Source organism: Desulfosediminicola flagellatus, from assembly GCF_005116655.2.
GTDB classification, from domain to species: domain Bacteria; phylum Desulfobacterota; class Desulfobulbia; order Desulfobulbales; family Desulfocapsaceae; genus Desulfopila; species Desulfopila flagellata.
Genome location: NZ_CP050698.1, coordinates 540,974 through 562,347, shown reverse-complemented (window position 1 = coordinate 562,347; position 21,374 = coordinate 540,974). Strand labels below are relative to the sequence as shown.

Here is a 21,374-nt window from a genome sequence, read left to right as displayed (position 1 = left end):
CTACACCTCCTAATCATTTGATAACAATGAAATTGCTATAACATCAGATCTATCCATCGGGTACAATGTGTACCTGATGGATATACTGTTAGACACACCACTTCAATCGACCTTAAACCATTTCACGATTCAAATGAGCTGCACCAATCAACCTCAACAGGGCGAAGTATTCTCAACCTTATTGGATAGCTGGGCCTCTAGTGTCGAACGGTTATTACACGCTTCAGAGCTGCAATCCAGAATAGCACATCATCCGCTGATACTGATTAAACCCAATCTTGTTAATACCTCTGCACCTCCTGTAACGACTCCGTTTGAACTAGTTGAAGAGATTATCATTGCCATAAAGACATTCCATCCGGATTCGACATTATGCATTGGTGAAGGAACCGGTTCTATTGAATACGATACCCACCACTGCTTTTCAAAACTCGGCTATATAGAAATGGCTCAACGTCAGAATGTTGAGTTGATTGATCTCAATCACGCTACGCTTGCACATAAAAAAAATGCTGAATTCAAGCGCTGGCCGGAAATGTACCTGCCTGAGATACTGGACAATGCGTTTATCATCTCTGTTCCAGTATTAAAAGCACACAGTCTTGCGGGCGTCACACTGACTATGAAGAATATGATGGGTTGCGTTCCACCAACACATTATCAACAGGGAGGTTGCTGGGGAAAATCCGCATTTCATACCCGTATTCATGCTGCAGTATTTGAACTCAACAGATATCGAACACCGGATTTCACCATTCTTGATGCCACCATCGGTATGAGCGAATCTCACCTATGGGGAGCTCATTGCAATCCACCTGTCGGACGCTTGTGCGCTTCCTATGACAGTGTTGCCATAGACAGATATGGCTGTGATTTACTTCAGAAGGACTGGCAGCGTATTGGTTATATACAGATGGCCAATGCAATTGTTGGGTGCGCTGAACCACTGAAGATACATGAAGTGTAAAGAAAGCATAAAGATGACAGGGCTCAATTGCTATAAAAAAACGGCCTGAAGGAGAATCCTTCAGGCCGTTTTTTACATATTGCTATAGATAAAAAGCTTAACTACTCAGCTTCAATGGCCAGCAATTCTACATCAAACAGCAACACTGAGTTGGGCTCAATCTTTGGCATAACACCTGCTTCGCCATAGGCAAGTTCTGAAGGAATAGCAAGCTTAACCTTTGAACCTACGGGAAGAAGCTGCATCGCTTCGCTCCAACCTGGAATCACCTTATCCACACCAAAAACCACAGGCTCACCACGACTTACTGTGCTATCGAACTCTGTTCCATCAATCAGGGTGCCCACATAATGCACCTTTACCTGATCACTCGCTTTCGGCATGGGGCCTTCGCCTTTAGTGATAAACTCATACTGCAAACCGGACGCGGTTACTTCAACGCCCTCTTTTTTTGCATTTTCTTCAAGGTATGCTTTGCCGTCAACGAGGTTTTTCTCCATCATTGCCTTCAACTCAGCTGCCTGTTTTGCCTGAAGGTGTGCACCAAACTCTTTCTGCACTAAAAATATCTCTTCTGCAGGGAGTGCCAGCTCGACTCCGGTATACCCATCTGTAATACCGTAAATGAGCGCCTCAAAATTTATATCTTCCCCAAGTCCTTTGAAATAGCGACCGATATCGGTGCCCATCGCGTAGCTTAATTTCTGTGGACTGCTTTCGAGACCGGGCTTGGCAGCGTTCTCTTCTGCGGCAAGCACACCGGGTATCGAAATAACACAAGCGGCAAAAAGTGCAACTAATCGCTTCATGCGAAGACTCCTTTCTATTGTGAATGCAATGACATCCACATATTTAATTAATGTGGCAGCCCTTGTGGCAGGCATAAGGGCAAGCACAACTCAATTTGCTCCGGCATACTTTTCAGCATATGCCAAAGTGTAATTTATACCAGATCTCTACGTAAAAAACATCTCATCGCAGTGGAAACTATCAATATTTACCAAATTCACTATCGCCCAAAGCAATAACAGACTTAGGCCTCACATCTTTGCTAAATTGCGGTCGCACACCTTCGATTCATGCATGCTGGGTCGCTGGAGGTGAGTCGAGCGACTGCCAGCCAATCTGATCTGTTTGAGTACGGTATCTACCTCACCAATTATCTCAGCAACACGATCTATCACTTTCCCGGACCTTCAACTATCTCCTGCAATGCATGGGCTGTTTGATCTGCGATGGTTGTTCCCTGTCTCACTTTCTCAATAAAACCTTCAATCAGTTCTGCCGTCTCACTTGCTGCCTTTGCACTTCTGGCAGCAAGGCTTCTCGCCTCTTCTGCGACACTTGCAAAGCCTTTACCATGCTGACCAGCCCTGGCTGCTTCAACATCGGTATTCAAGGCAAGTAAATTCGTTTGGAACGCTATCTCGTCAATTACCTTGATTACCTGAGATATGTTCTGGCTTGCATCATTAATTTCCCTCATAGCCCCAATGAGTTCATGCATGTGAGCATCACCCCGATCAGCAACTTCTTGTGACTTAGGTGACAACTGGTTTCCCTGTCCCGCATTAAGAGCATTGGTCGTGTTATTGCCCATTGAACTTGAAATATCTTCAATAGAATCTACTGATGCTGTAGCACTTTCAGACAGGTACCGGCTTACGGAAGCCACCTCATTTGCGCCGATATTTTTCTGCTCTTCCACCATATCAGTCTTGGAAATTACGGTTCGATGGCTCTCAACCATTTTCATCAGGGCATTGCCCAAAACATCTTTATCTGAAAGCATCTCGACATCAACTGTCAAATCACCGTCCGCAATAGATTGGGCGATTATTGCCTTTTTCTTCTGTCCGGCAACCATGAGATTAATCTCGCCTGCCAGCTCACCGATTTCGTCTTTTCTGTTAATATCGAGCGAGACATCAACATCGCCTTCACCTAGACGGCGAACTGCTTCAATCGCCTTGATCAGTGGGGATCGAATAGACTCAGAAAGTACTACATATATGATTAGGCCGAGAAGAATTATACCTGTTATCATCCATATTATCAGGCTCCGCTGATGCGACGCTCGATCGAGCATTTTCGGGGTGGTTATCATTTTTCGATCAATTTCCAGACGGATTTTATCAAGATTTGCACTGAACTTGTCGACTAAGAATGCGGAATTTATCAAAAAATTTCTGCGTGCATCATCTACTCCACCACTCCCGCTTCTGGCTTCAATAATTGTCTGGGCACTTGAATGCAGATCGTAATGTGGCTGTTCAATCGCCTTCAACAGTGGCCGAAGCGATGGAACCATTGCTTCAGCCGTTCGTCGCCCTTCGCCGTACAGCCACTTACCAAACGAACACTGATGATCGTCAAGGACAACGTCCAGTTTTTGATCGGTTTCATCAAGAAGGTGCATTGCAACAGACGTTGCCCACCTAAGGTGAGCAACTTCCACATCGTCAATAACAGATTGCATGTGGTTACTGCTTATTACCTCTTCTGCGTCATCTATTATCTTTTTGATTCCTACCTCTGCACTAAACGCCAGGATAATAACAAGTAGAATCAGTGCGGCAAATCCTGAACCAAGTTTTACACGCAATGATACATCTTTCCATTTCACAACAACCTCCATCAAAAGATGTTTGAGGAGCTACTCGCTACGTTCATCCGGGTATTTTCTCAATATTGACCTAGGAGGCTGTCCGACAATGCCCTTTCCACCCATATCTTCGTTAAACTAGAAAAATTATCCTCGGAATATCGACTATATGCCTCCGGTAATTTTTCGAGTTTGCCTTGATCTGAGCGAAAATTTCTATTCTCGGACAGCCTCCTAGGAGGCTGTCCGAGAACAGGAATTTTAAATCGGACAAATCATAAAGCCTAGCAATCGCTGGAGCTTTATATCTCTGCGCAAAGGTAAATCTTATAATATGCACCTGAAAAACGCCTGAATAATGCAATTATACTGAGAATCAGGGCTCTCCATCATTACTATGCAGGATTTGCCAACAATTTGCCGTCCTCTGAACGTACTACCCCATTTATGATCGCTCTCAGTAACTTCCTCATGTTGTGAGCAGTGCATGCAAGGGAAAATTCACCACTTGCTTTCTCATACCCTCTGACACTGAATCTTCTGAAACCGATATTTTTTATCTGTCCGAATACTGGTTCAACGATAACTTTTCGTCTTCCATATATTTCTTTAGAGCTTACCCTCTCCATTTTCTCATTCATCTGTTGCCGTAAGGGCTCTTTGTCATCCGTGTTAATTGTTCGAGCATTACCCTGAGTTGATTTGCAACATCTGCTTTTATAATCGCACTCAACACACACATCAGAGTCGCCTTGATATGTTTTCCTGCCCGATTTTGATGTACGTATTAAAACGAGGGATTGGTCTCCAGGACAGGTGAAAAAATCACCCCGCTCGTTGTAAATAAAATCAGCCTTTATGAGCTTGCGGTCCGAATCATTTAACGGAATTTCACTTCTCTTCTCAGCTTTATCTGTTGCTACATAAGCATCGAGTTTTGCCGATCTTATTGCCTCAAGATTATCACCTGACATGTAACCATTATCAAAGCTCATCTTTGAAGGAAAACTGCCAGTCGTTTCCCGTATATTTTCTAACGCAGGTTCAACCTCGTTCTTGTCATTTGCATTTAGACTCAGATGTTGGGCAACAATCACTTGCTTATCCTCATCTACACATATTTGCCCATTGTACTGATAATCAAAGACGTTATTTTTTCCCATAATACGGGCATCCGTATCTGCAAAGCTAATTTGCTTTTTGTCCTCAATGGTTTTGCCGGGGTGTAGTTCTTGCTCCCGTTGTTCTAAGGCTTTTTTGGCTGCCTGTATTTTTGCTAATCGCTTTTCTTTGAACTGTAAATCTTCGGGAATACCATATCCGGTAGGTTCCTTATACTCCCTGTCCTCTTCTTCATCGCAGTTTTTTGCTTTCGCTATAAGGCTCTCAATTTCCGCTAGTAATTCATGTTCTTTTTCTTTGAGTCTCTTGTAACTCATGGCCTTATGCTTAGAAGTGTCAGCCTTAAATTTTGAACCGTCTAAGCTTACATGGCCAAGAGACGCAAGTCCCAATTGCATGGCTATCAGGACACTCTGCTTGAAACATTCATGAAAAAATTCAGCATTATTTTTCCTAAAGTCACTTAACACTCGGAAATTTGGGCATGACATCCCTGATATATACATATAAGCAAGGTCTACATGGCACCGTCCTTCTATCTGTCTTGAGCTGAAAAGGCCATGACTGTATGCGTATATGAGAATCGAGATAATCAACTTGGGATGATAGGCACGCTGTCCTTGCATGCTATACTGTTTTTCAATACTTGAGGTGTCAAGCTGCTGAAAAATATCGTTATACAGATAACATTCATGATTGTCAGGGAGCAGATCAAAGATATTGCTCGGAAACATTTGCCGTTGTTTGAATTCTAATGGCAGATTTTTGAATGGGGGTGACATAAGGAAACCTCTCTTGTTTTATTGAATACAAATTAACACAAAAAACAAGAATATGCAGCTTATCATGCTGTTATATATAAGCATTCCATCTCAACCTGTTTGCCATTTGCTAGGAAATTCAGCTACGATAAAAACAATTTAACTATTCTCTTTAATTATTGTCGGACAGCCTCCTAGTGTCCTGTCATGCATCAGATGTCTAATTCTGCTCGCCCTTTTCACTTCCTGACTTCGTTACTCCTTCTGTTACATAGCGCTGCTATGCTCAATCAGTCGTGCCTTGCAGGAAGAGAAAAAGCTTCGCATTATTACGACATTTGACACATGACATGACACTAGTGAATAGATAAACTCATTTTTTTCGACTATATCAGCACCACTCTCTAAGAGTATTTCATTGTTCATTAGACACGCTGCTCTCGTTCTGTTTCGGCTGCCTATGATTCAACAGTAATCTGCACCGTTGTGGATATTTGCATGCACTGAAATCCCTTTTCAAATGTCTCATCAAATAGCCGGGCATCTCAGAATGTATATTTTCCAAATGAGTATTGCGTACCAGATAAACTCATTATGAGACTCGAAGTCTGCCTGAGATTGAAACCTTTCTACGGAGTCTTCACTTACCAGCTTAACTCGGCGTTATTCTATAAAGATCGATTATATGACTAATCGTAATTTCCCATCAATTTCTTGACTTGAGGAAAAACACATTGTCAATCAGCCAACCTCCTCGTGAGCATTCTGGAAATATGAGCACTTACGGGAAATTATATCAAAATTATTCCTGACAAAACAAGTGAGCACATTGCTTTTTTGGCTTATGCCTGAATCATATTGGTAAGAGTAGAGACGACTTTCAGAACTGTTCAATGCTGCAGCTCGCACGTACAGGTGGTACAAGTTAGCAGTATGAAGGGAAGATCAAACCCAAGCGGCTCAATCAGCAAGATACGAAAAGAAGGAGGGAAATGGGGAGAAGGAGTTAAACTAAAATAGTTAAAAAATAACTAGAGTGATTCCTCTGTTATTTCTATTGAGGTTTTTATTGTCACTAAGCTGCGGGAACCTACTGAGCAAATTCTTTACCAGACCATTTCGGCGGTGAAAATCCTCACCGGTGATATACGAAGAGAGTTCTCCCTTGCTGCACATATAGTCGAGCATATTTCTACACTCGGTTCGAATTACGCCACCCTTGCCAGAAGATCCATAGCCGTGAATGATTGTCAAAACCTGAATTTCTAGACGACGTGCTTCATCTATCACGGCTTTCAGGTGATTTAATGCCGGCTCGACAAAAGGCATCCCTTTTTCGAGATTCACGGTTCTGTGAGAAAACGTTTTTACACTGTAGGCGGCGGAACTATCGGTAAACTGAGAACTGCCGCAAAACCGGCAAAATTTACTACCAGGTTCAATTTCATTTCCGCACACCTGACAGAGGCTCATACCACTCCTCTGTCATACGCATTAAACACGTCTAACCTGCATACTGCAAAATAGTAATCTGATATATCTACAAAACACATTGCATTACAAACGGTTAAACTTTTTTAAACTCTTCGAACAGAAATAATATCATCCATCTGACGCAAATGCTGCAGAATAAGCTGCAAATGGTTGAGGTCACGTACTTCCATGGTAATATGAAGATCAGCTGTGTCTTCGGCCGTTGTGTGTCCTGCGAGATCTACAATGTTGGCATTATCAGTGCTTATCGCTGTACTGATATCTGCAAATATTCCACGTCGGTTTTCAGACTTAATATGGACGCTCGCCTTGTAATGTTTGTCTTCGAGGCCAGCCCATGAAACATCGATCCAGCGATGAGGATCAGTAGTTTTCAGATTGGAGCAATCCTGCTTATGAATAGAAACTCCACGCCCCTGGGTGATAAATCCGACAATAGGGTCTCCAGGAACCGGCGAACAGCATTGACTGATCTTCATCAGCATGCCTTCAACACCATCAATGGAAATCCCTGAACGACCTTCCTCTCTTGCGGCATGCTGTCGTTGAAGAAGCGTAGCTGCGAGCTGCTCCGGACTCATCTCAGTCGCTTGAGCTTCGTGATCACTTACAAGCTCAGGTGGTTGCAGGGCCCTGATGAGTGTCTGAACGGTGATAGCACCGCTACCCACCTTGACCAGCATATCATCAAGCGAATTGCATCGAAGTTGTTTTAACAACAACCGAATATGACCACTCTTTATCATCTTCTTGAGGGTCATATTGTAGACTTTCATCTCGCGCTCGCAAATCTCTTTACCGAGCTTGAAAGCCTTCTCTTTATCATCACGGCGCAGCCAGGATCTAATGCGCGCTTTTGCCCTGCTGGTCTTGACCAGGTTGAGCCAGCCTCTTCGTGGAGTCTGGGTAGGCGATGTGATAATTTCGATAATATCGCCACTCTGGAGCTCATACTTCAGCTGCACCAGCCTGCCGTTTACTTTAGCACCAACGCAATGATCGCCTACCTCTGTATGGATGGAATAGGCAAAATCAATCGGGCAGCTCCCCTGTGGAAATTCTTTTACATCGCCAGCCGGGGTGAGTGCATACACATCAGGGTCGTACAGTTCTCCACGGACAGACTCTAGAAATTCTCGGGGATCTTCTACTTCCTGCAGTGATTTAACTAGTTTTTTCAGATCTCTGAAAAGTTTGGCGTCACGATCACTTGCTTTTTGCCCCTCTTTATATGCCCAGTGAGCCGCAACACCTTCCTGGGCAATGCGATCCATATCTTCAGTACGTATCTGAATCTCGATAAAGTGTTCACGGGGGCCAACTACCGTTGTATGCATCGACTGGTAGTTATTGGACTTCGGGACAGATATAAAGTCCTTTATCCTTCCAGGAACGGGAGACCAGTTGGCATGAATCGTTCCAAGAGACTCGTAACACTCTTTAACAGAGTTGACGATTATACGAAAAGCAACCTTATCGTAAACTCTCTCAAGCGGAATGTTCTGGGCAATAAGTTTTTTGTAAATTGAATAAACGTGCTTGGGGCGGCCTATTATTCGCGTTGGAGTTATCTCAGATTCATTCAATTTCTTATGGAGAATGGCGATAACTTCATCAACATACGACTGACGCTCTTCAAGAGAAGACTCAAGCTTTAACGTCAGATCTGCATATTCTTCAGGATGCAGATATTTAAAGGAGTGATCTTCGAGTTCCCGCTTAAGCCAGTCGATACCAAGACGACTGGCAAGCGGTGCATAAAGATCCATTGTCTCACGGGCAATCTCAAGCTGAGTCTGCCGGTCAACAAGGTCAAGCATGAACATGTCCTGCAGCCGGTCAATAAGTTTAACGAGCAGGACCCGGATATCGGCAGCAATCGCAAGCAGCATTTTTCTGGTATTTTCCGCATGGCTTACCAGTTTACTGCTGTACTGCACTTTGTTAATTTTGGTAGATCCTGCGACTATTAATGCTACATCAGCACCAAACTCGCGCTCTATCTCTTCAATTGCAACGCCCTCTTTCAGGACACCGTGCAGCAAACCGGCCAGAACGGTATCAAGATCCAGATGCATGGAGGCCAGGGTTGAAGCGACCTCCAGTAAATGGATCAGATAGGACTCACCAGAAAAGTGCAGTTTCCCACTGTGGACCTTAGTAACCACCTCCCAGGCCTTATCAATCCGGGAGAGATCAACATCGTGCAAGTAATTAGAAGCGAGGATTTTAAGGCCCCGCGGATTCAGCATTGAAGAATAAGACATATCTACCAAACTACGTTAAATTAAGGAGCTAACTCCTCATTAAGCCGTTTCTGCAATAACTCAACAACCTGTTCCGGAGAAATTTCTTCTGTAAAACCGTCACGACGACGTCTAACCTCTATCACTCCGTTCTTAGTCAGGGACTTACCAACAGTCACCCTAAACGGAATTCCAAGAAGGTCTGCATCTTTAAACTTTGAACCAGGTCGCTCATCACGATCGTCAAGCAGTACATCAATACCAACCTGCTGAAGATCACTGTAAAGCTTTTCAGCCGCCTGAGTAATGGCTTCATCCTTTCCACCAAGGTTAAGAACGGTAACCTGGAATGGAGCAAGTGGAACCGGAAAAACAATACCGTTTTCATCATGGTTCTGCTCAATAGCAGCTGCAACAACACGACTTACGCCAATACCGTAACAGCCCATAACAAATGGTTTTTCCTGACCATCGCTATCCTGAAACAACGCCTGCATTGATTCGGAATATCCGGTGCCAAGCTTAAAGATATGACCTACTTCAATACCTTCAGTAAGCTCAAGTGTACCACCGCAGGCAGGACATGGATCATCAGTAGTTATCTGACGAAGATCAGCAACCGCCTCAACTTCAAAATCCCTGCCTATGTTCACATTTTTCATGTGATAGTTTTTTTCATTTGCCCCGACAACAAAGTTGCGCATTGCAGCAACTTCCTGATCGGCAAAGATTCTTACAGGAATTCCGACGGGTCCGAGATATCCGGTAGGTACACCGGTTGCGTCAAATACGGCCTTATCTTCAGCCATTTCAACATCAGCTGCACCAATGAGGTTTTTAAGTTTAACTTCCTCAACCTCACGGTCACCGCGGACCAGAACGGCTACAGGTTGGCCATCAGCTATGTAGACCATCGTTTTGACTAGCTGATCAGGAGTAATACCCATAAAGTCACAGACGATATCTACTTTACGCTTGCCAGGTGTTTCAATTTTTTCAAGGTCTGCAAGAGCGACATCTGAAGGCGCTGCACTGGACTTGACCTCTGCCTTTTCCATATTGGCAGCATATTCGCAATCTTTACAGACAACGATTGTGTCTTCCCCAGTATCTGCAAGTACCATGAATTCATGCGAAAAGTTTCCGCCAATTGCACCGGAATCTGCTTGAACCGCGCGAAATTCTAAACCGCATCGTTTGAATACTCGCTTATATGCCTCAAACATCTTGCCATAGGCGACTTCAGCACCAGCATCATCCGTATCAAACGAATAGGCATCCTTCATGATAAATTCACGACCGCGCATAAGACCGAAGCGTGGACGAATTTCATCACGGAATTTAGTTTGAATCTGATAGAGATTAATCGGAAGATCACGATACGAGTGAAGCTCTCTTCTAACTATATCAGTAATAACCTCTTCGTGGGTGGGCCCAAGACAGGACTCACGATTGTGTCGATCATGAAATCGCAGCAATTCAGGGCCGTATTTCTCATACCTTCCGGTTTCACGCCACAGGTCAGCCGGTTGCACCATAGGCATCATCAACTCCTGAGCACCAGCGCGGTTCATCTCTTCTCTCACGATTGCTTCAACACGTCGAATAGCAGCAAGACCATAAGGGAGATATGAGTAAACACCAGAAGTGAGCTTACGCATGAAACCAGCCCGCAGCATCAGTCTATGACTGATTACTTCTGCTTCTGCCGGTGTCTCCTTCAGTGTCGGTAACAGTAATTGAGAATAGCGCATAGATGTTCCGTAATTTAAATTAACACAATAGTATATAGATATTCAGATAACATTCCCGGAGTCAGGCCCCGGATAATATTGATTTCAACGAGAATGTAGCAGATTCTTACGAATTTTGCCCTTCCTCTTCTGCTTTTTTCAATTCGGCCATAAAGGTTTCAAGTAAGTCTTCTTCGGCGACCTTCTTATATATCACACCTTTCTTAAAGATAATGCCGACGCCATTCCCACCGGTCACACCAAGATCTGCCTCTTTCGCTTCGCCTGGTCCATTTACGATACAACCCATAACGGCGACCTTGATCGGCGTTACCATGGTCTGGACATAGCGCTCTACTTCTTCTGCCAACTTAAAGAGGTTAATCTGTGTTCGGCCGCAAGTGGGGCATGAAATCAGTTCGGGGCCACGTTCACGTATTTTAAGGGACCTGAGAAGTTCAAAACCAACCCGAATCTCCTCAACTGGATCGCGGGTAAGTGATATGCGAAACGTGTCACCTATCCCCTGACTGAGCAGAATCCCGAGAGCGACACTCGACTTGACTGTTCCGGCTATAAGCCCGCCAGCTTCTGTAACTCCAAGATGCAGAGGATAATCTGTTAATTTAGACAGCTGCTGATATCCACTGACAGTCGTCATCACATCAGAAGATTTAATAGAGATTTTCATCTCATGATATCCATGACTTTCCACCAGCCTTACATTACGCAAGGCGCTTTCAATCAACGCTTTCGGATTCTCAGCTGTTGGATACCCATACGTTTTAAGCAGGTCCTTTTCGATAGATCCACTATTCACACCAACCCTCACCGGAACCTTATGCAGTTTGGCTGCATCAATTACTTTGGCGAGTTTTGCTTCACCGCCAAGATTACCAGGGTTGATTCGAATTCCCTGAGCTCCGTTTTCCATAGCGGCGAGAGCCAGGCGGTAGTCAAAATGAATATCTGCAATAATAGGAATAGTAATACCATCACGAATTGTGCGGATAGCTGCAGCTGCTTCCATGTCGAGAACGGCTGATCGTACTATCTCACAGCCCGCTTTCTCGAGGCGCAGAATCTGGTCAATGGTGCTCTCGGTATCCCGGGTATCGGTGTTGGTCATCGATTGTACCGAGATAGGGCTGTCACCACCAATGGCAACTCCACCTACGTCTATTTTTCGGGTCTGGCGTCGTATAATCATGATGATTGTGCAGATATAAATTGTGGGAATGGGCGTAAATTGCTCGGTCTTAGTCTAATAATAGGGATACAGTTATCACATTAGCCCTGACGCTTCTGAGCCTTCTTTTTCATCTGAAGATTCAATTCTGCATCAGATGCACGTATATACATTGGAGAGGCAGCAGCTACATCAAGATGCGCATTGTGAACTGCCAGTTCACCCGCTAGTAAGCCCAGGGTTGATGCTGAAGGGCTCCAGAGTTGTGACGGGAACATAGACATCCTGGTTCCGAGTTGCTGCTTCCACAATTCACCGTAAACCGAAAGGCCGTCTCCAACCATCAACACCGGTTCATCAATCAGATCGACAAGTTTTTCAGGCGATATTGCGATAATGTCAGAAACTCTTTCGGTAAACCCGGATTCATTGCAACGATAGAAAGCAGAATAAACTTCCTTTTTCCGAGCATCAAGCACAGAACAGATAAGCCGTGAATCGCTACAATTAGCAGCGAGTATATCAAGAGTGGGTACACCATACAGTTTTGCACCTGATGCTGCAGCAAGGCCTTTCACGGTAGCCATACCGATTCGTAAACCGGTAAAGCTTCCAGGTCCGAGTCCGACAGCATATGCACTTATACTCGATTTTGGTATTTCTGTTTCGGTGAACAGTCTGTCAATAGCTGTGAGCAACCGCCTTGAATGTGTCACATTACTACTAAGCGACAAAGACGCAAATACCTTGCCTCCTTGACGAGTACCCGTAGTAAGCGCAACTGTACTACAGGGCGTTGCAGTATCTAATGCCAGTATGTACTGATCTTGCTGAGTCATTACTTGAATAACCGGAGTATATCGTTGTAGAAGACGAAAACCATGAGTGTACCGAGCAGAGCGATACCTATCTGTTGTGCAATAATCTGGGCTCGTTCATCCATCGGTTTTCTACGTACAGACTCTATACTGAGAAACATAAGATGACCGCCATCCAGTACAGGGATCGGCAACAGGTTCAATACACCAAGGTTAACACTGAGTAATCCCATAAAATACATGAGATTTATCCAGCCTGCTTCCATCTGCTGACCAGCTATCTGCGCTATAAGAATCGGGCCGCCAAGTTCTGACATAGGTATGACGCGCTGAACGATCTTCACAAAACCTGTTACAGTCAGCATGACAAATCCCCAGGTCTGTTTTGCTGCACTCTCAAGAGCACCAAACGGACCCGCTGGAATATATTTGAGCTCTTCATATCGGACAATACCGATCATATAGCGCTCATCAACCTTTTCACCGTAAATGTTTTTCACATCATCAACCTGCGGTATAATAGCAAGCTTAACTTCCTTGCCATCCCGCAGGACAACCATGGACAATTTCTCGCCTCCGCTGTCTTTAACGGCGTTTAATACATCCATCCATTTTTCGGTAATTTTACCATTAATCTCTACAATTACGTCATTATCGAGAACTCCAGCCTGGGCGGCTGGTGAACTTTCATTGACCCTACCCACCTGGGTAGTATCTATGGACTCAGGTACGCCGTTAAACAGGAAAAGAAAGAAAAACAACACGAGTGTAAACAGAAAGTTAAACGCCGGTCCGGCAAAAACAATTCCGAATCGTTGCCATACTTTTTTATGAGCAAATGATACTTCTCGTGTACCAGGAGGGACATCCTGCTCGTCGGGGTTTTCACCGAACATCTTTACATATCCGCCCAAGGGGATTGCAGAGACAACATAATCGGTATCACCAATCACTTTGCCAAAAAGGCGGGGACCAAAACCTAAAGAAAATTTTAGTACCCGAACTCCAAAGAGTTTGGCAAAAACAAAGTGGCCGAGCTCATGTACAAAAATGAGAAGACCGAGAACCAGAATAAACGAAAAAGCTGTATTCATAATACCATAAAAGTCGACCAGTTTTACCTGGTTGGATTAGTTGCTTACCGACCTGAGATGGTTCCCAAAACTATTATGGGAGAGATTTGATATGTTTCTCAGCTTCTCGGCGAGCGGCGCCATCTGCGGCGAGTATATCATCAAGTGAATCTTCACTTCCGTCCTGAACACGTTCCATTGTCTCGGCAACAGCTCTCGAAATTTCCAGAAAACTGATTTTCTCAGCTAAAAATGCTGCAACAGCTACTTCATTGGCAGCATTCAACACTGCAGGTGCAACACCACCTGCGTGAATAGCATCAAATGCGAGTTTCAATGCAGGAAAACAATCATAATCAGGTTCATGGAACTCGAGGTTAGAACAGAGGGACAAACTTAGTGGCTGTAGTTTTAAAGGCAAACGCTCGGGATAGGATAAGGCATAGGCGATCGGAATGCGCATGTCTGGAATACCGAGCTGCGCCATCACTGATCCATCCTGATACTCTACCAGAGAGTGAACCACAGATTGCGGGTGTACAACTACATCAATGTTTTCAACAGCCATGTCAAAAAGCCACCGAGCTTCAATTACCTCGAGACCTTTATTCATAAGTGTTGCTGAATCTATTGAGATTTTCTGGCCCATATCCCAATTCGGATGGTTAAGCGCCTGCTCTCTTGTGACTGTCTTCAGTTCATCTTTTGATCTACCGCGAAAAGGGCCCCCCGATGCTGTAAGAATTATCTTGGCAACATCTTCTCGCCGACCAGCTTCAAGCGACTGGAATATAGCACTATGTTCAGAATCAATGGGTAACAGGGGGACTCCGGCTTTAGTAGCCTCACCCATAACAAGTTTGCCGGCCATCACAAGCGTCTCTTTATTTGCCAGCCCAATCTGTTTTCCTGCTCTGATTGCCGCAAGAGTCGGTAGTAACCCTGCTGCCCCGACGATTGCAGAGACAGTGAAATCTGCATCAGATATTGAAGCTACTTCCTGATTTCCCTGGCAGCCAAAAGTAATTCGATCGTTATACTCACGGGGAAGGATTTCACGTAACTGTTGAGCGTGCTGCTCATCAATTACTGAAATACGCTCTGGAGCGAACTCGATTACCTGATCTTTAAGCCTTGATAAATTTCTTCCGGCAGCAAGACTGACAATAGAATACCTTTCAGGAAATTGTCGGACAACTTCAAGTACATTGACTCCGATTGATCCTGTAGATCCAAGAAGTGCAATACGTTTCATTAAACACCTATAATTATCAGCAGGTAATAAAGCACCGGTGAAGCAAGAAGAATAGAGTCAATCCGATCAAGCACTCCACCATGACCTGCCAGTAATCGACCTGAATCTTTTGTGCTGGTACCACGTTTTATGATCGATTCAGCTAAATCACCAAGTATACCTACACCAGTCAGGAGTATTGCAATTCCAACAACAAGGAACATATTGACGTTATCAAGAAGAATCCAGGAGAAGAGTATCGCAATTATTACACTACTCAACAATCCGCCCAAGGCACCTTCAACTGTTTTCTTAGGGCTGATATGAGGGCTAAGCTTCCTTTTGCCAAAAGTACGGCCAAAATAATATGCCCCGGAATCAGAACCTGCCGTAATTGCGGAAAGCACAACCAACCAGCTGCCTCCCTGAGGAATATATCTCAGCATTACGAGATATGAAGCTAACACTCCTACATAAACAATTCCAAAAACAACACGGCTAAACCGTTCATACGTATCATCAAAGTGTGCATAACGTTTGATGAAGTAAAGGGTTGTAAGGAAAAAAGAGAGATACAGGCCAAATTGAGAAGAAATATATTGGCAACCCGGCCAGGCGAAAACAGTGGGCAACCCAAGGGTAAGAATAAGAAAGGCTCTTGAAAATATTCCCAGACCTTCCTTAAAGGTCATTTTAAGATACTCATAAGCTGCAATCGCAACTACACACAACATAACAAGATAGAAGTGTATCGGGGTACCGGCCAACAATAGCAATACCCAGGCAACAGCTATCAAAATTCCAGGAAGAGTTCGTTTCATAAATCAATTAGCTGTAATCTGGGCGCTTGTTTTGCCAAAACGACGTTCACGCTTTTGATAATCAATAATAGCCTGAATATATTGCTCGCGACGAAAATCAGGCCACATTATATCTGTGAAATAAATCTCAGAGTAGGACGCTTGCCAGAGCAGGAAATTGGAAAGACGCGCTTCCCCTCCTGTTCGTATGAGCAGATCAGGGTCGGGAAGTCCAGCGGTGTATAGGCTCTCTTCGATATGCTCCGGCGATATCTGATCAGGAGTAAGATCGCCATCTACACAGCGACGGGCCAATAATTTTGCGGCTCGTGTAATCTCATCCCTGGCGCCATAGCTAAGAGCAAGGTTCAATGTAAATTTCGTATTGTCGGCCGTGGCCTCAATGGCTTTTTCTAGAGCATCTCTTGGACCATCAGGCAACTGAGAAATATCACCTGTACATAGAAGCCTGATACCGTTCTTCTGCATCTGCGAAAGCTCGGCTGCAAGATAGGTTTTCAGGATACCCATTAAACCACTCACTTCCTGTTGTGGTCTGTTCCAATTTTCAGAAGAGAAGGCGTAGAGGGTCAGAATTTTTATTCCTAACTCTAGTGAGGACTCAACAATAACACGTACAGAATCTGCTCCTGCCTTATGGCCAAACAGCCTGGGCCTGTTGCGCTTTACAGCCCATCGACCATTGCCATCCATAATGATGGCAATGTGATGTGGCAGACGATTCTGGTCTATTACAGGGTCAGTGACCATGATTCTCCGTAAAACAGTATAAGGGGAGTAACAACTCAGTGAAACGTGGAGGAATTATACCTCCATAACCTCGCCTTCTTTTGCGACAGTCGCCTCATCAATCAGCTTGATATAGGCATCAGTTTCACTTTGAGCTTCGTCCTGAAGACGAAAGAGATCATCTTCAGAGATTTCTTTATCCTTCTTCTGTTTCTTCAGAATATCAATCGCCTCACGTCGAATGTTTCGTACAGCAACTCTGAACTCTTCAGCGACTTTTTTCACTTGCTTAACAAGATCTTTTCGCCGTTCTTCAGTGAGCTGGGGTATATTGAGGCGTACGATTTTCCCATCACTAATCGGCGTTAGACCGACATCAGATTTAAGAATCGCTTTTTCGATGGCTGGAACCATCTGAACATCCCATGGCTGGATTGCAATCATGCGGCTCTCAGGAATAGTAAGTGTACCAACCTGATTAAGCGGCATACTGCTTCCATATGCATCAACCATAATTCCATCGACAATTGAGATTGAAGCGCGTCCTGTACGAACTTTAGCAAGTTCGACCTTGAATGCGTCAACACTCTTGTCCATCTTTTCAGCCATCTCCAGTATTACATCGCTCATACGTTTACCTCTAGTTTCTGATAGTTTATTTAAGTGGTATCATCAGGAGGTAATCAGTGTACCGACAGCTTCACCGGCGACTGCCTTGCGGATATTACCGGAAACACCCATGTTCAGTACCTTGATCGGTTTGTTATCTTCCTTTGCTAGTGCAATACCTGCAGCATCCATAACCCGAAGCCCACGCTTTAAAACATCATCGTAAGTGAGGTTATCATACTTTACGGCATCAGGATAAACAACCGGATCTTTATCATAAACTCCATCAACCTTCGTAGCCTTGATAACCAGATCGGCATCAATCTCAAGCGCTCTTAGAACTCCTGCTGAGTCAGTTGTAAAGTATGGATTACCGGTACCAGCAGCAAAAATAACTACTCGACCTTTTTCAAGATGGCGGACTGCTCGACGTCTGATATAGGGTTCGCATACAGATTGCATAGGTATAGCCGACATTACACGAGTAATGACACCTTTACGCTCAAGAGCATCCTGCATCGCCAGACTGTTCATAACAGTAGCCAGCATTCCCATATTATCAGCAGTGGCACGATCCATCCCTCTGCTCGCACCTGCAACACCTCTAAAAATGTTTCCTGCACCTATAACAACGCCTGGCTGAACCCCTAACGCTACAATTTCTTTAATTTCATCGGCAACGAATTCAAGCACATCAGTATTAATACCGTATGTATCATTGCCCATGAGGGCTTCACCACTTAATTTAAGAAGGATTCGCTTATATTCAATTTGCATCCTGTGTCCTTTCTGTCAGTTGTTGTTATTAAAGCAGGTACTACAAAACAATTCCGGCCGCCTGTCTAGTGACAGCCGGCCGGTAACAGGAGAACCTATTCGGCACCTACCTGAAAGCGGGCAAACCGCTTAATCGAGATGTTCTCGCCCATAGTGGCGACAACTTCATTCAGTTTATCCTGAATGGTAAGATCAGGGTCTTTCACATATTTTTGCTCAAGAAGGCAAATCTCTGCAACGAATTTATCGAGTTTTCCAGAAACCATTTTTTCAACAATTGCTTCAGGCTTACCTGAGTCAAGAGCCTGCTGAACATAGATCTCTTTCTCGCGAGCGATAACTTCGGCAGGAATATCTTCTCGGGTAATTCCGAGAGGACTTACTGCAGCAATGTGCATAGCGATCTCTTTGGCGAAATCGAGAAAACCATCAGTTTTAGCAACAAAGTCGGTCTCACACCCAAGCTCAACCATAACACCAAGTTTTCCACCTGCATGTATATAGGTAGCAACGGTGCCTTCACTTGTAGCTTTACCAGCACGTTTTGCAGCAACAGCAAGACCTTTCTGACGAAGAAGATCGACTGCCTTCTCCATGTCTCCATCAGTCTCACCCAGGGCCTTTTTACAATCCATCATGCCTGCAGCAGTCTTATCTCTGAGGTCTTTTACCATCTGGCTTGTAATCTTCATGGATATCTCCTTACAAGTAACGCCTTCAGGGGCATTTTATATCATCACATATTCCAACGTAGAGTTATACGTGAACTCAACAATCAATACGTGCATCATGTTTTTTTACTGAACATAACAAAAGGGGCAGTCGCGAGACAAACCCCTTTAATGTCTACCCTACTATCTATGAGATCGCAGGATAAATGTCCTTCTATTCCTGAGCGGCTGCTTCACCAGCAATCTCAGCACCGGCATCTGCCATTGCAGCGGCAATCGCCTCGTCAGAAGCATCATCGCCATCACGCTCAGCCTGACCAGCAAGAATAGCTTCAGCAATATGGTGACTAAGAAGTCTGATAGATCTGATAGCATCGTCATTACCAGGAATTACGAAATCAATTCCATCAGGATCACAGTTTGTATCAGTAACAGCAACAACAGGGATGCCGAGTTTATTCGCTTCATTAACTGCGATAGACTCTTTTTTAGGATCAACGATGAAGATAACGCTTGGCAGATTACGCATATCTTTGATACCGCCAACGTTTCTTTCAAGCTTGATGCGCTCTTTTTCCATCAACAGAATTTCTTTTTTAGGGAATCTTTTTATGGATCCATCAGCCTGCATTCCCTCAATTAACTTGAGACGTTCAATGCTCTTTTTGATGGTTTGAAAGTTGGTAAGCATACCACCGAGCCAACGGTGATCAATGTAGTACATACCGCAACGCTTAGCTTCTTCGTTGATAATCATCTGAGCCTGACGCTTAGTTCCAACAAACAGAACAGAACCGCCGCCTTTGACTTCGCTGGTTATATAATCACAAGCTTTATCAAAGAGTTTTTTGGTCTTATCAAGGTTGATGATATAGATTCCATTACGTGGACCATAGATGTATTGTTTCATCTTAGGATTCCAACGTCTGGTCTGATGACCGAAATGAAGTCCTGCCTGCAGCATGTCTTTTACAGATGCACTTGCCATTTTTTCACCTTGTCTGGTTTAACCTCCATCTTCCGAATCACTATGGATACGTAATCCATATGACACCAGTATAATCGAAGATGTGTGTTTTTTTACGTGATGAGCATTTCACTATGAAATACTCTTTAATTTGAACAACACTGTCATGTACCACGATAATGAGTTCAATGCAACAGTAGTAATTTAAACATTCTCTGGATTTTGGTTGTTACTTGCGGATTAACGAAGATTTTCCTGTAAATAGAAATTTGAGCCATTCAAATCCAAATTTCATCAACTCTTCATCGTGTAGAGCGATATCTCTTCTAACCTGTTTTGAAAGTTTAAATGATGCAAGAATATTTCGCTCTAAAGCAAAAGATCGAAATCCATCTATATTGTAACAGATCATAAAGGCAAGTTGCTGACCCGCTCCACCTGCACCTTCTCCTGCCCATGGGTTTGTTCTGAAAAGAGTGTCGATCTCAGTCCATAATTCATTATATGTATTGTACTGATCGAGATGCTGACTTCTCACATACGCTCGGGCAGTTGTCTCAATATTTTCATCGTGCCCTTTACAATAATCATGGTGAGTCAAAAAATAAAATTCATTTGGCCCACGTCTATCGGGAGTACGATCCAGAGCTCTCTCTAGAGGATATGTCCGGCAATCTGTAGGCCGATGCTCATATACAGAACAACCTTCAGTGGTTAAAAATGGACAATCCCCTTTTCCATCTTCTGTAAGTGAAAGCATTACAGTTGGAAAATATGGATTATCTCCATTTACAACTCTACTGAATTTCCGCATAAATTCTTCCGAATTTATGCCTAAGGCCCTCTTAAGACGCAGAACATCGTATGGATACAAAACCAGATCAACTTTCCTGCAACATATAGTAAAACACGATACTCCGGGATGGCAGCTAAAAGTAAAAGGAGTTTTCCCTAAAGGTTCCATTCCTTCTGGAAATAATTTTTCTTCACTCATAACAATATAACTAATAATTAAGTCAAATAAGACAGTTAATAAGATATAGCAACTATAAAAAAAAGGCTGATTGGAGCATAATGCCCCAATCAGCCTTTTTTATTAACTGCTATCTGGATACGAGATTAGTTCTCTTCAGAAGTCTCGACCTTCTCTTCATATCCAACAAGCTCGATGATTGCCATAGATGCAGCATCACCTCGACGAACACCTGTCTGCAGGATTCTGGTGTAACCACCGTTTCTCTCTGCGAACTGGTCTTTGATGTCAGTAAAGAGCTTATGAACGACATCTTTGCTTCTGATGTAAGAAGCTGCCTGACGCCTTGCATGAAGATCACCTTTTTTCGCAAGGGTAATCATCTTCTCAGCAATCGGACGAAGTTCTTTAGCTTTCTCTTTGGTGGTAACGATTCGCTCATGCTCAAAAAGCGATGTAACCATGTTTCTAAACATCGCTTCTCGATGAGAGCTTGTGCGGCCTAATTTTCTGCCTGATTTCTTGTGTCTCATGTGCCTATCCTCAACATACCCGAATGGAACAAAACCACCCAAGGATGACTCG

Annotated in this window: 20 protein-coding genes; 1 reads left to right on the top strand and 19 read right to left on the bottom strand. The window is 43.9% G+C overall.

Annotated features, from left to right (window positions below):
- Window positions 1-76 precede the first annotated feature (76 nt).
- Window positions 77-967 carry a DUF362 domain-containing protein gene (locus tag FCL46_RS02400; RefSeq protein WP_136810838.1) on the top strand — a complete coding sequence of 297 codons (891 nt, stop codon included), beginning with the start codon at window positions 77-79 and terminating at the stop codon, window positions 965-967.
- Window positions 968-1,068: 101 nt separating this feature from the next.
- Here the strand turns inward: FCL46_RS02400 and FCL46_RS28400 are convergent, their stop codons facing one another.
- The 19 genes from FCL46_RS28400 to rplQ all read right to left on the bottom strand — a co-directional run bounded on the left by FCL46_RS28400 (window position 1,069) and on the right by rplQ (window position 21,322).
- Window positions 1,069-1,776 carry an FKBP-type peptidyl-prolyl cis-trans isomerase gene (locus FCL46_RS28400; protein ID WP_136810837.1) on the bottom strand — a complete coding sequence of 236 codons (708 nt, stop codon included), beginning with the start codon at window positions 1,774-1,776 and terminating at the stop codon, window positions 1,069-1,071.
- A 371-nt stretch (window positions 1,777-2,147) separates the two neighbouring features.
- Window positions 2,148-3,593: a methyl-accepting chemotaxis protein gene (locus tag FCL46_RS02390; protein ID WP_167506110.1), complete on the bottom strand. Its 1,446-nt coding sequence runs from the start codon at window positions 3,591-3,593 to the stop codon at window positions 2,148-2,150.
- A gap of 374 nt (window positions 3,594-3,967) precedes the next feature.
- The gene (locus FCL46_RS02385) at window positions 3,968-5,476 is read right to left on the bottom strand and encodes an IS1182 family transposase (RefSeq protein ID WP_136810870.1); all 1,509 of its coding nucleotides are present in this window, start codon (window positions 5,474-5,476) and stop codon (window positions 3,968-3,970) included.
- A 246-nt stretch (window positions 5,477-5,722) separates the two neighbouring features.
- Window positions 5,723-5,881: a hypothetical protein gene (locus FCL46_RS02380; RefSeq protein WP_153307153.1), complete on the bottom strand. Its 159-nt coding sequence runs from the start codon at window positions 5,879-5,881 to the stop codon at window positions 5,723-5,725.
- 594 nt (window positions 5,882-6,475) lie between these two features.
- Window positions 6,476-6,928, bottom strand: coding sequence for a zinc-ribbon domain-containing protein (locus FCL46_RS02375; protein ID WP_136810615.1), 453 nt, complete (start codon window positions 6,926-6,928; stop codon window positions 6,476-6,478).
- A 104-nt stretch (window positions 6,929-7,032) separates the two neighbouring features.
- A complete protein-coding gene (locus FCL46_RS02370) occupies window positions 7,033-9,216 on the bottom strand; it encodes a RelA/SpoT family protein (protein WP_228723312.1) in 2,184 nt (727 codons plus the stop codon).
- A gap of 20 nt (window positions 9,217-9,236) precedes the next feature.
- Window positions 9,237-10,949: a proline--tRNA ligase gene (locus tag FCL46_RS02365; protein ID WP_136810611.1), complete on the bottom strand. Its 1,713-nt coding sequence runs from the start codon at window positions 10,947-10,949 to the stop codon at window positions 9,237-9,239.
- A 106-nt stretch (window positions 10,950-11,055) separates the two neighbouring features.
- Complete coding sequence (gene ispG / locus FCL46_RS02360) at window positions 11,056-12,138, bottom strand: flavodoxin-dependent (E)-4-hydroxy-3-methylbut-2-enyl-diphosphate synthase (protein WP_136810610.1); 1,083 nt, start codon at window positions 12,136-12,138, stop codon at window positions 11,056-11,058.
- Window positions 12,139-12,218: 80 nt separating this feature from the next.
- Window positions 12,219-12,956 (bottom strand): tRNA (adenosine(37)-N6)-threonylcarbamoyltransferase complex dimerization subunit type 1 TsaB, encoded by a 738-nt coding sequence (gene tsaB, locus FCL46_RS02355; protein WP_136810609.1) that lies wholly within the window; start codon window positions 12,954-12,956, stop codon window positions 12,219-12,221.
- Window positions 12,956-14,029, bottom strand: a complete 1,074-nt coding sequence (gene rseP / locus FCL46_RS02350; protein ID WP_136810608.1) for an RIP metalloprotease RseP — start codon at window positions 14,027-14,029, stop codon at window positions 12,956-12,958. The genes tsaB and rseP overlap by 1 nt, the downstream gene beginning before the upstream one ends.
- A gap of 73 nt (window positions 14,030-14,102) precedes the next feature.
- Window positions 14,103-15,263: a 1-deoxy-D-xylulose-5-phosphate reductoisomerase gene (locus FCL46_RS02345; RefSeq protein WP_136810607.1), complete on the bottom strand. Its 1,161-nt coding sequence runs from the start codon at window positions 15,261-15,263 to the stop codon at window positions 14,103-14,105.
- Window positions 15,263-16,063, bottom strand: a complete 801-nt coding sequence (locus tag FCL46_RS02340) for a phosphatidate cytidylyltransferase (protein WP_136810606.1) — start codon at window positions 16,061-16,063, stop codon at window positions 15,263-15,265. The genes FCL46_RS02345 and FCL46_RS02340 overlap by 1 nt, the downstream gene beginning before the upstream one ends.
- Window positions 16,064-16,066: 3 nt before the next feature.
- Complete coding sequence (locus FCL46_RS02335) at window positions 16,067-16,813, bottom strand: isoprenyl transferase (RefSeq protein WP_136810605.1); 747 nt, start codon at window positions 16,811-16,813, stop codon at window positions 16,067-16,069.
- A 54-nt stretch (window positions 16,814-16,867) separates the two neighbouring features.
- The gene (gene frr, locus FCL46_RS02330) at window positions 16,868-17,422 is read right to left on the bottom strand and encodes a ribosome recycling factor (protein WP_136810604.1); all 555 of its coding nucleotides are present in this window, start codon (window positions 17,420-17,422) and stop codon (window positions 16,868-16,870) included.
- A gap of 42 nt (window positions 17,423-17,464) precedes the next feature.
- Entirely contained in the window at window positions 17,465-18,178 is a 714-nt protein-coding gene (gene pyrH, locus FCL46_RS02325) for a UMP kinase (protein ID WP_136810603.1), read from the bottom strand.
- Between the two features lie 95 nt (window positions 18,179-18,273).
- A complete protein-coding gene (gene tsf / locus FCL46_RS02320; protein ID WP_136810602.1) occupies window positions 18,274-18,870 on the bottom strand; it encodes a translation elongation factor Ts in 597 nt (198 codons plus the stop codon).
- Window positions 18,871-19,063: 193 nt separating this feature from the next.
- Window positions 19,064-19,837, bottom strand: a complete 774-nt coding sequence (rpsB, locus tag FCL46_RS02315) for a 30S ribosomal protein S2 (protein WP_136810601.1) — start codon at window positions 19,835-19,837, stop codon at window positions 19,064-19,066.
- A 208-nt stretch (window positions 19,838-20,045) separates the two neighbouring features.
- The gene (locus tag FCL46_RS02310) at window positions 20,046-20,780 is read right to left on the bottom strand and encodes a YkgJ family cysteine cluster protein (RefSeq protein ID WP_228723401.1); all 735 of its coding nucleotides are present in this window, start codon (window positions 20,778-20,780) and stop codon (window positions 20,046-20,048) included.
- Window positions 20,781-20,935: 155 nt separating this feature from the next.
- Window positions 20,936-21,322: a 50S ribosomal protein L17 gene (rplQ, locus tag FCL46_RS02305; protein ID WP_136810599.1), complete on the bottom strand. Its 387-nt coding sequence runs from the start codon at window positions 21,320-21,322 to the stop codon at window positions 20,936-20,938.
- Between the last annotated feature and the right edge of the window lie 52 nt (window positions 21,323-21,374).

What these genes read in the sequence shown, in the direction of transcription:
- FCL46_RS02400 (WP_136810838.1), top strand. Translation starts at nt 77, where the DNA reads ATGGATATACTGTTAGACACACCACTTCAATCGACCTTAAACCATTTC.
- FCL46_RS28400 (WP_136810837.1), bottom strand. Translation starts at nt 1,776, where the DNA reads ATGAAGCGATTAGTTGCACTTTTTGCCGCTTGTGTTATTTCGATACCC.
- FCL46_RS02385 (WP_136810870.1), bottom strand. Translation starts at nt 5,476, where the DNA reads ATGTCACCCCCATTCAAAAATCTGCCATTAGAATTCAAACAACGGCAA.
- FCL46_RS02380 (WP_153307153.1), bottom strand. Translation starts at nt 5,881, where the DNA reads ATGAACAATGAAATACTCTTAGAGAGTGGTGCTGATATAGTCGAAAAA.
- FCL46_RS02375 (WP_136810615.1), bottom strand. Translation starts at nt 6,928, where the DNA reads ATGAGCCTCTGTCAGGTGTGCGGAAATGAAATTGAACCTGGTAGTAAA.
- FCL46_RS02370 (WP_228723312.1), bottom strand. Translation starts at nt 9,216, where the DNA reads ATGTCTTATTCTTCAATGCTGAATCCGCGGGGCCTTAAAATCCTCGCT.
- FCL46_RS02365 (WP_136810611.1), bottom strand. Translation starts at nt 10,949, where the DNA reads ATGCGCTATTCTCAATTACTGTTACCGACACTGAAGGAGACACCGGCA.
- ispG (WP_136810610.1), bottom strand. Translation starts at nt 12,138, where the DNA reads ATGATTATACGACGCCAGACCCGAAAAATAGACGTAGGTGGAGTTGCC.
- tsaB (WP_136810609.1), bottom strand. Translation starts at nt 12,956, where the DNA reads ATGACTCAGCAAGATCAGTACATACTGGCATTAGATACTGCAACGCCC.
- rseP (WP_136810608.1), bottom strand. Translation starts at nt 14,029, where the DNA reads ATGAATACAGCTTTTTCGTTTATTCTGGTTCTCGGTCTTCTCATTTTT.
- FCL46_RS02345 (WP_136810607.1), bottom strand. Translation starts at nt 15,263, where the DNA reads ATGAAACGTATTGCACTTCTTGGATCTACAGGATCAATCGGAGTCAAT.
- FCL46_RS02340 (WP_136810606.1), bottom strand. Translation starts at nt 16,063, where the DNA reads ATGAAACGAACTCTTCCTGGAATTTTGATAGCTGTTGCCTGGGTATTG.
- FCL46_RS02335 (WP_136810605.1), bottom strand. Translation starts at nt 16,813, where the DNA reads ATGGTCACTGACCCTGTAATAGACCAGAATCGTCTGCCACATCACATT.
- frr (WP_136810604.1), bottom strand. Translation starts at nt 17,422, where the DNA reads ATGAGCGATGTAATACTGGAGATGGCTGAAAAGATGGACAAGAGTGTT.
- pyrH (WP_136810603.1), bottom strand. Translation starts at nt 18,178, where the DNA reads ATGCAAATTGAATATAAGCGAATCCTTCTTAAATTAAGTGGTGAAGCC.
- tsf (WP_136810602.1), bottom strand. Translation starts at nt 18,870, where the DNA reads ATGAAGATTACAAGCCAGATGGTAAAAGACCTCAGAGATAAGACTGCT.
- rpsB (WP_136810601.1), bottom strand. Translation starts at nt 19,837, where the DNA reads ATGGCAAGTGCATCTGTAAAAGACATGCTGCAGGCAGGACTTCATTTC.
- FCL46_RS02310 (WP_228723401.1), bottom strand. Translation starts at nt 20,780, where the DNA reads ATGGAACCTTTAGGGAAAACTCCTTTTACTTTTAGCTGCCATCCCGGA.
- rplQ (WP_136810599.1), bottom strand. Translation starts at nt 21,322, where the DNA reads ATGAGACACAAGAAATCAGGCAGAAAATTAGGCCGCACAAGCTCTCAT.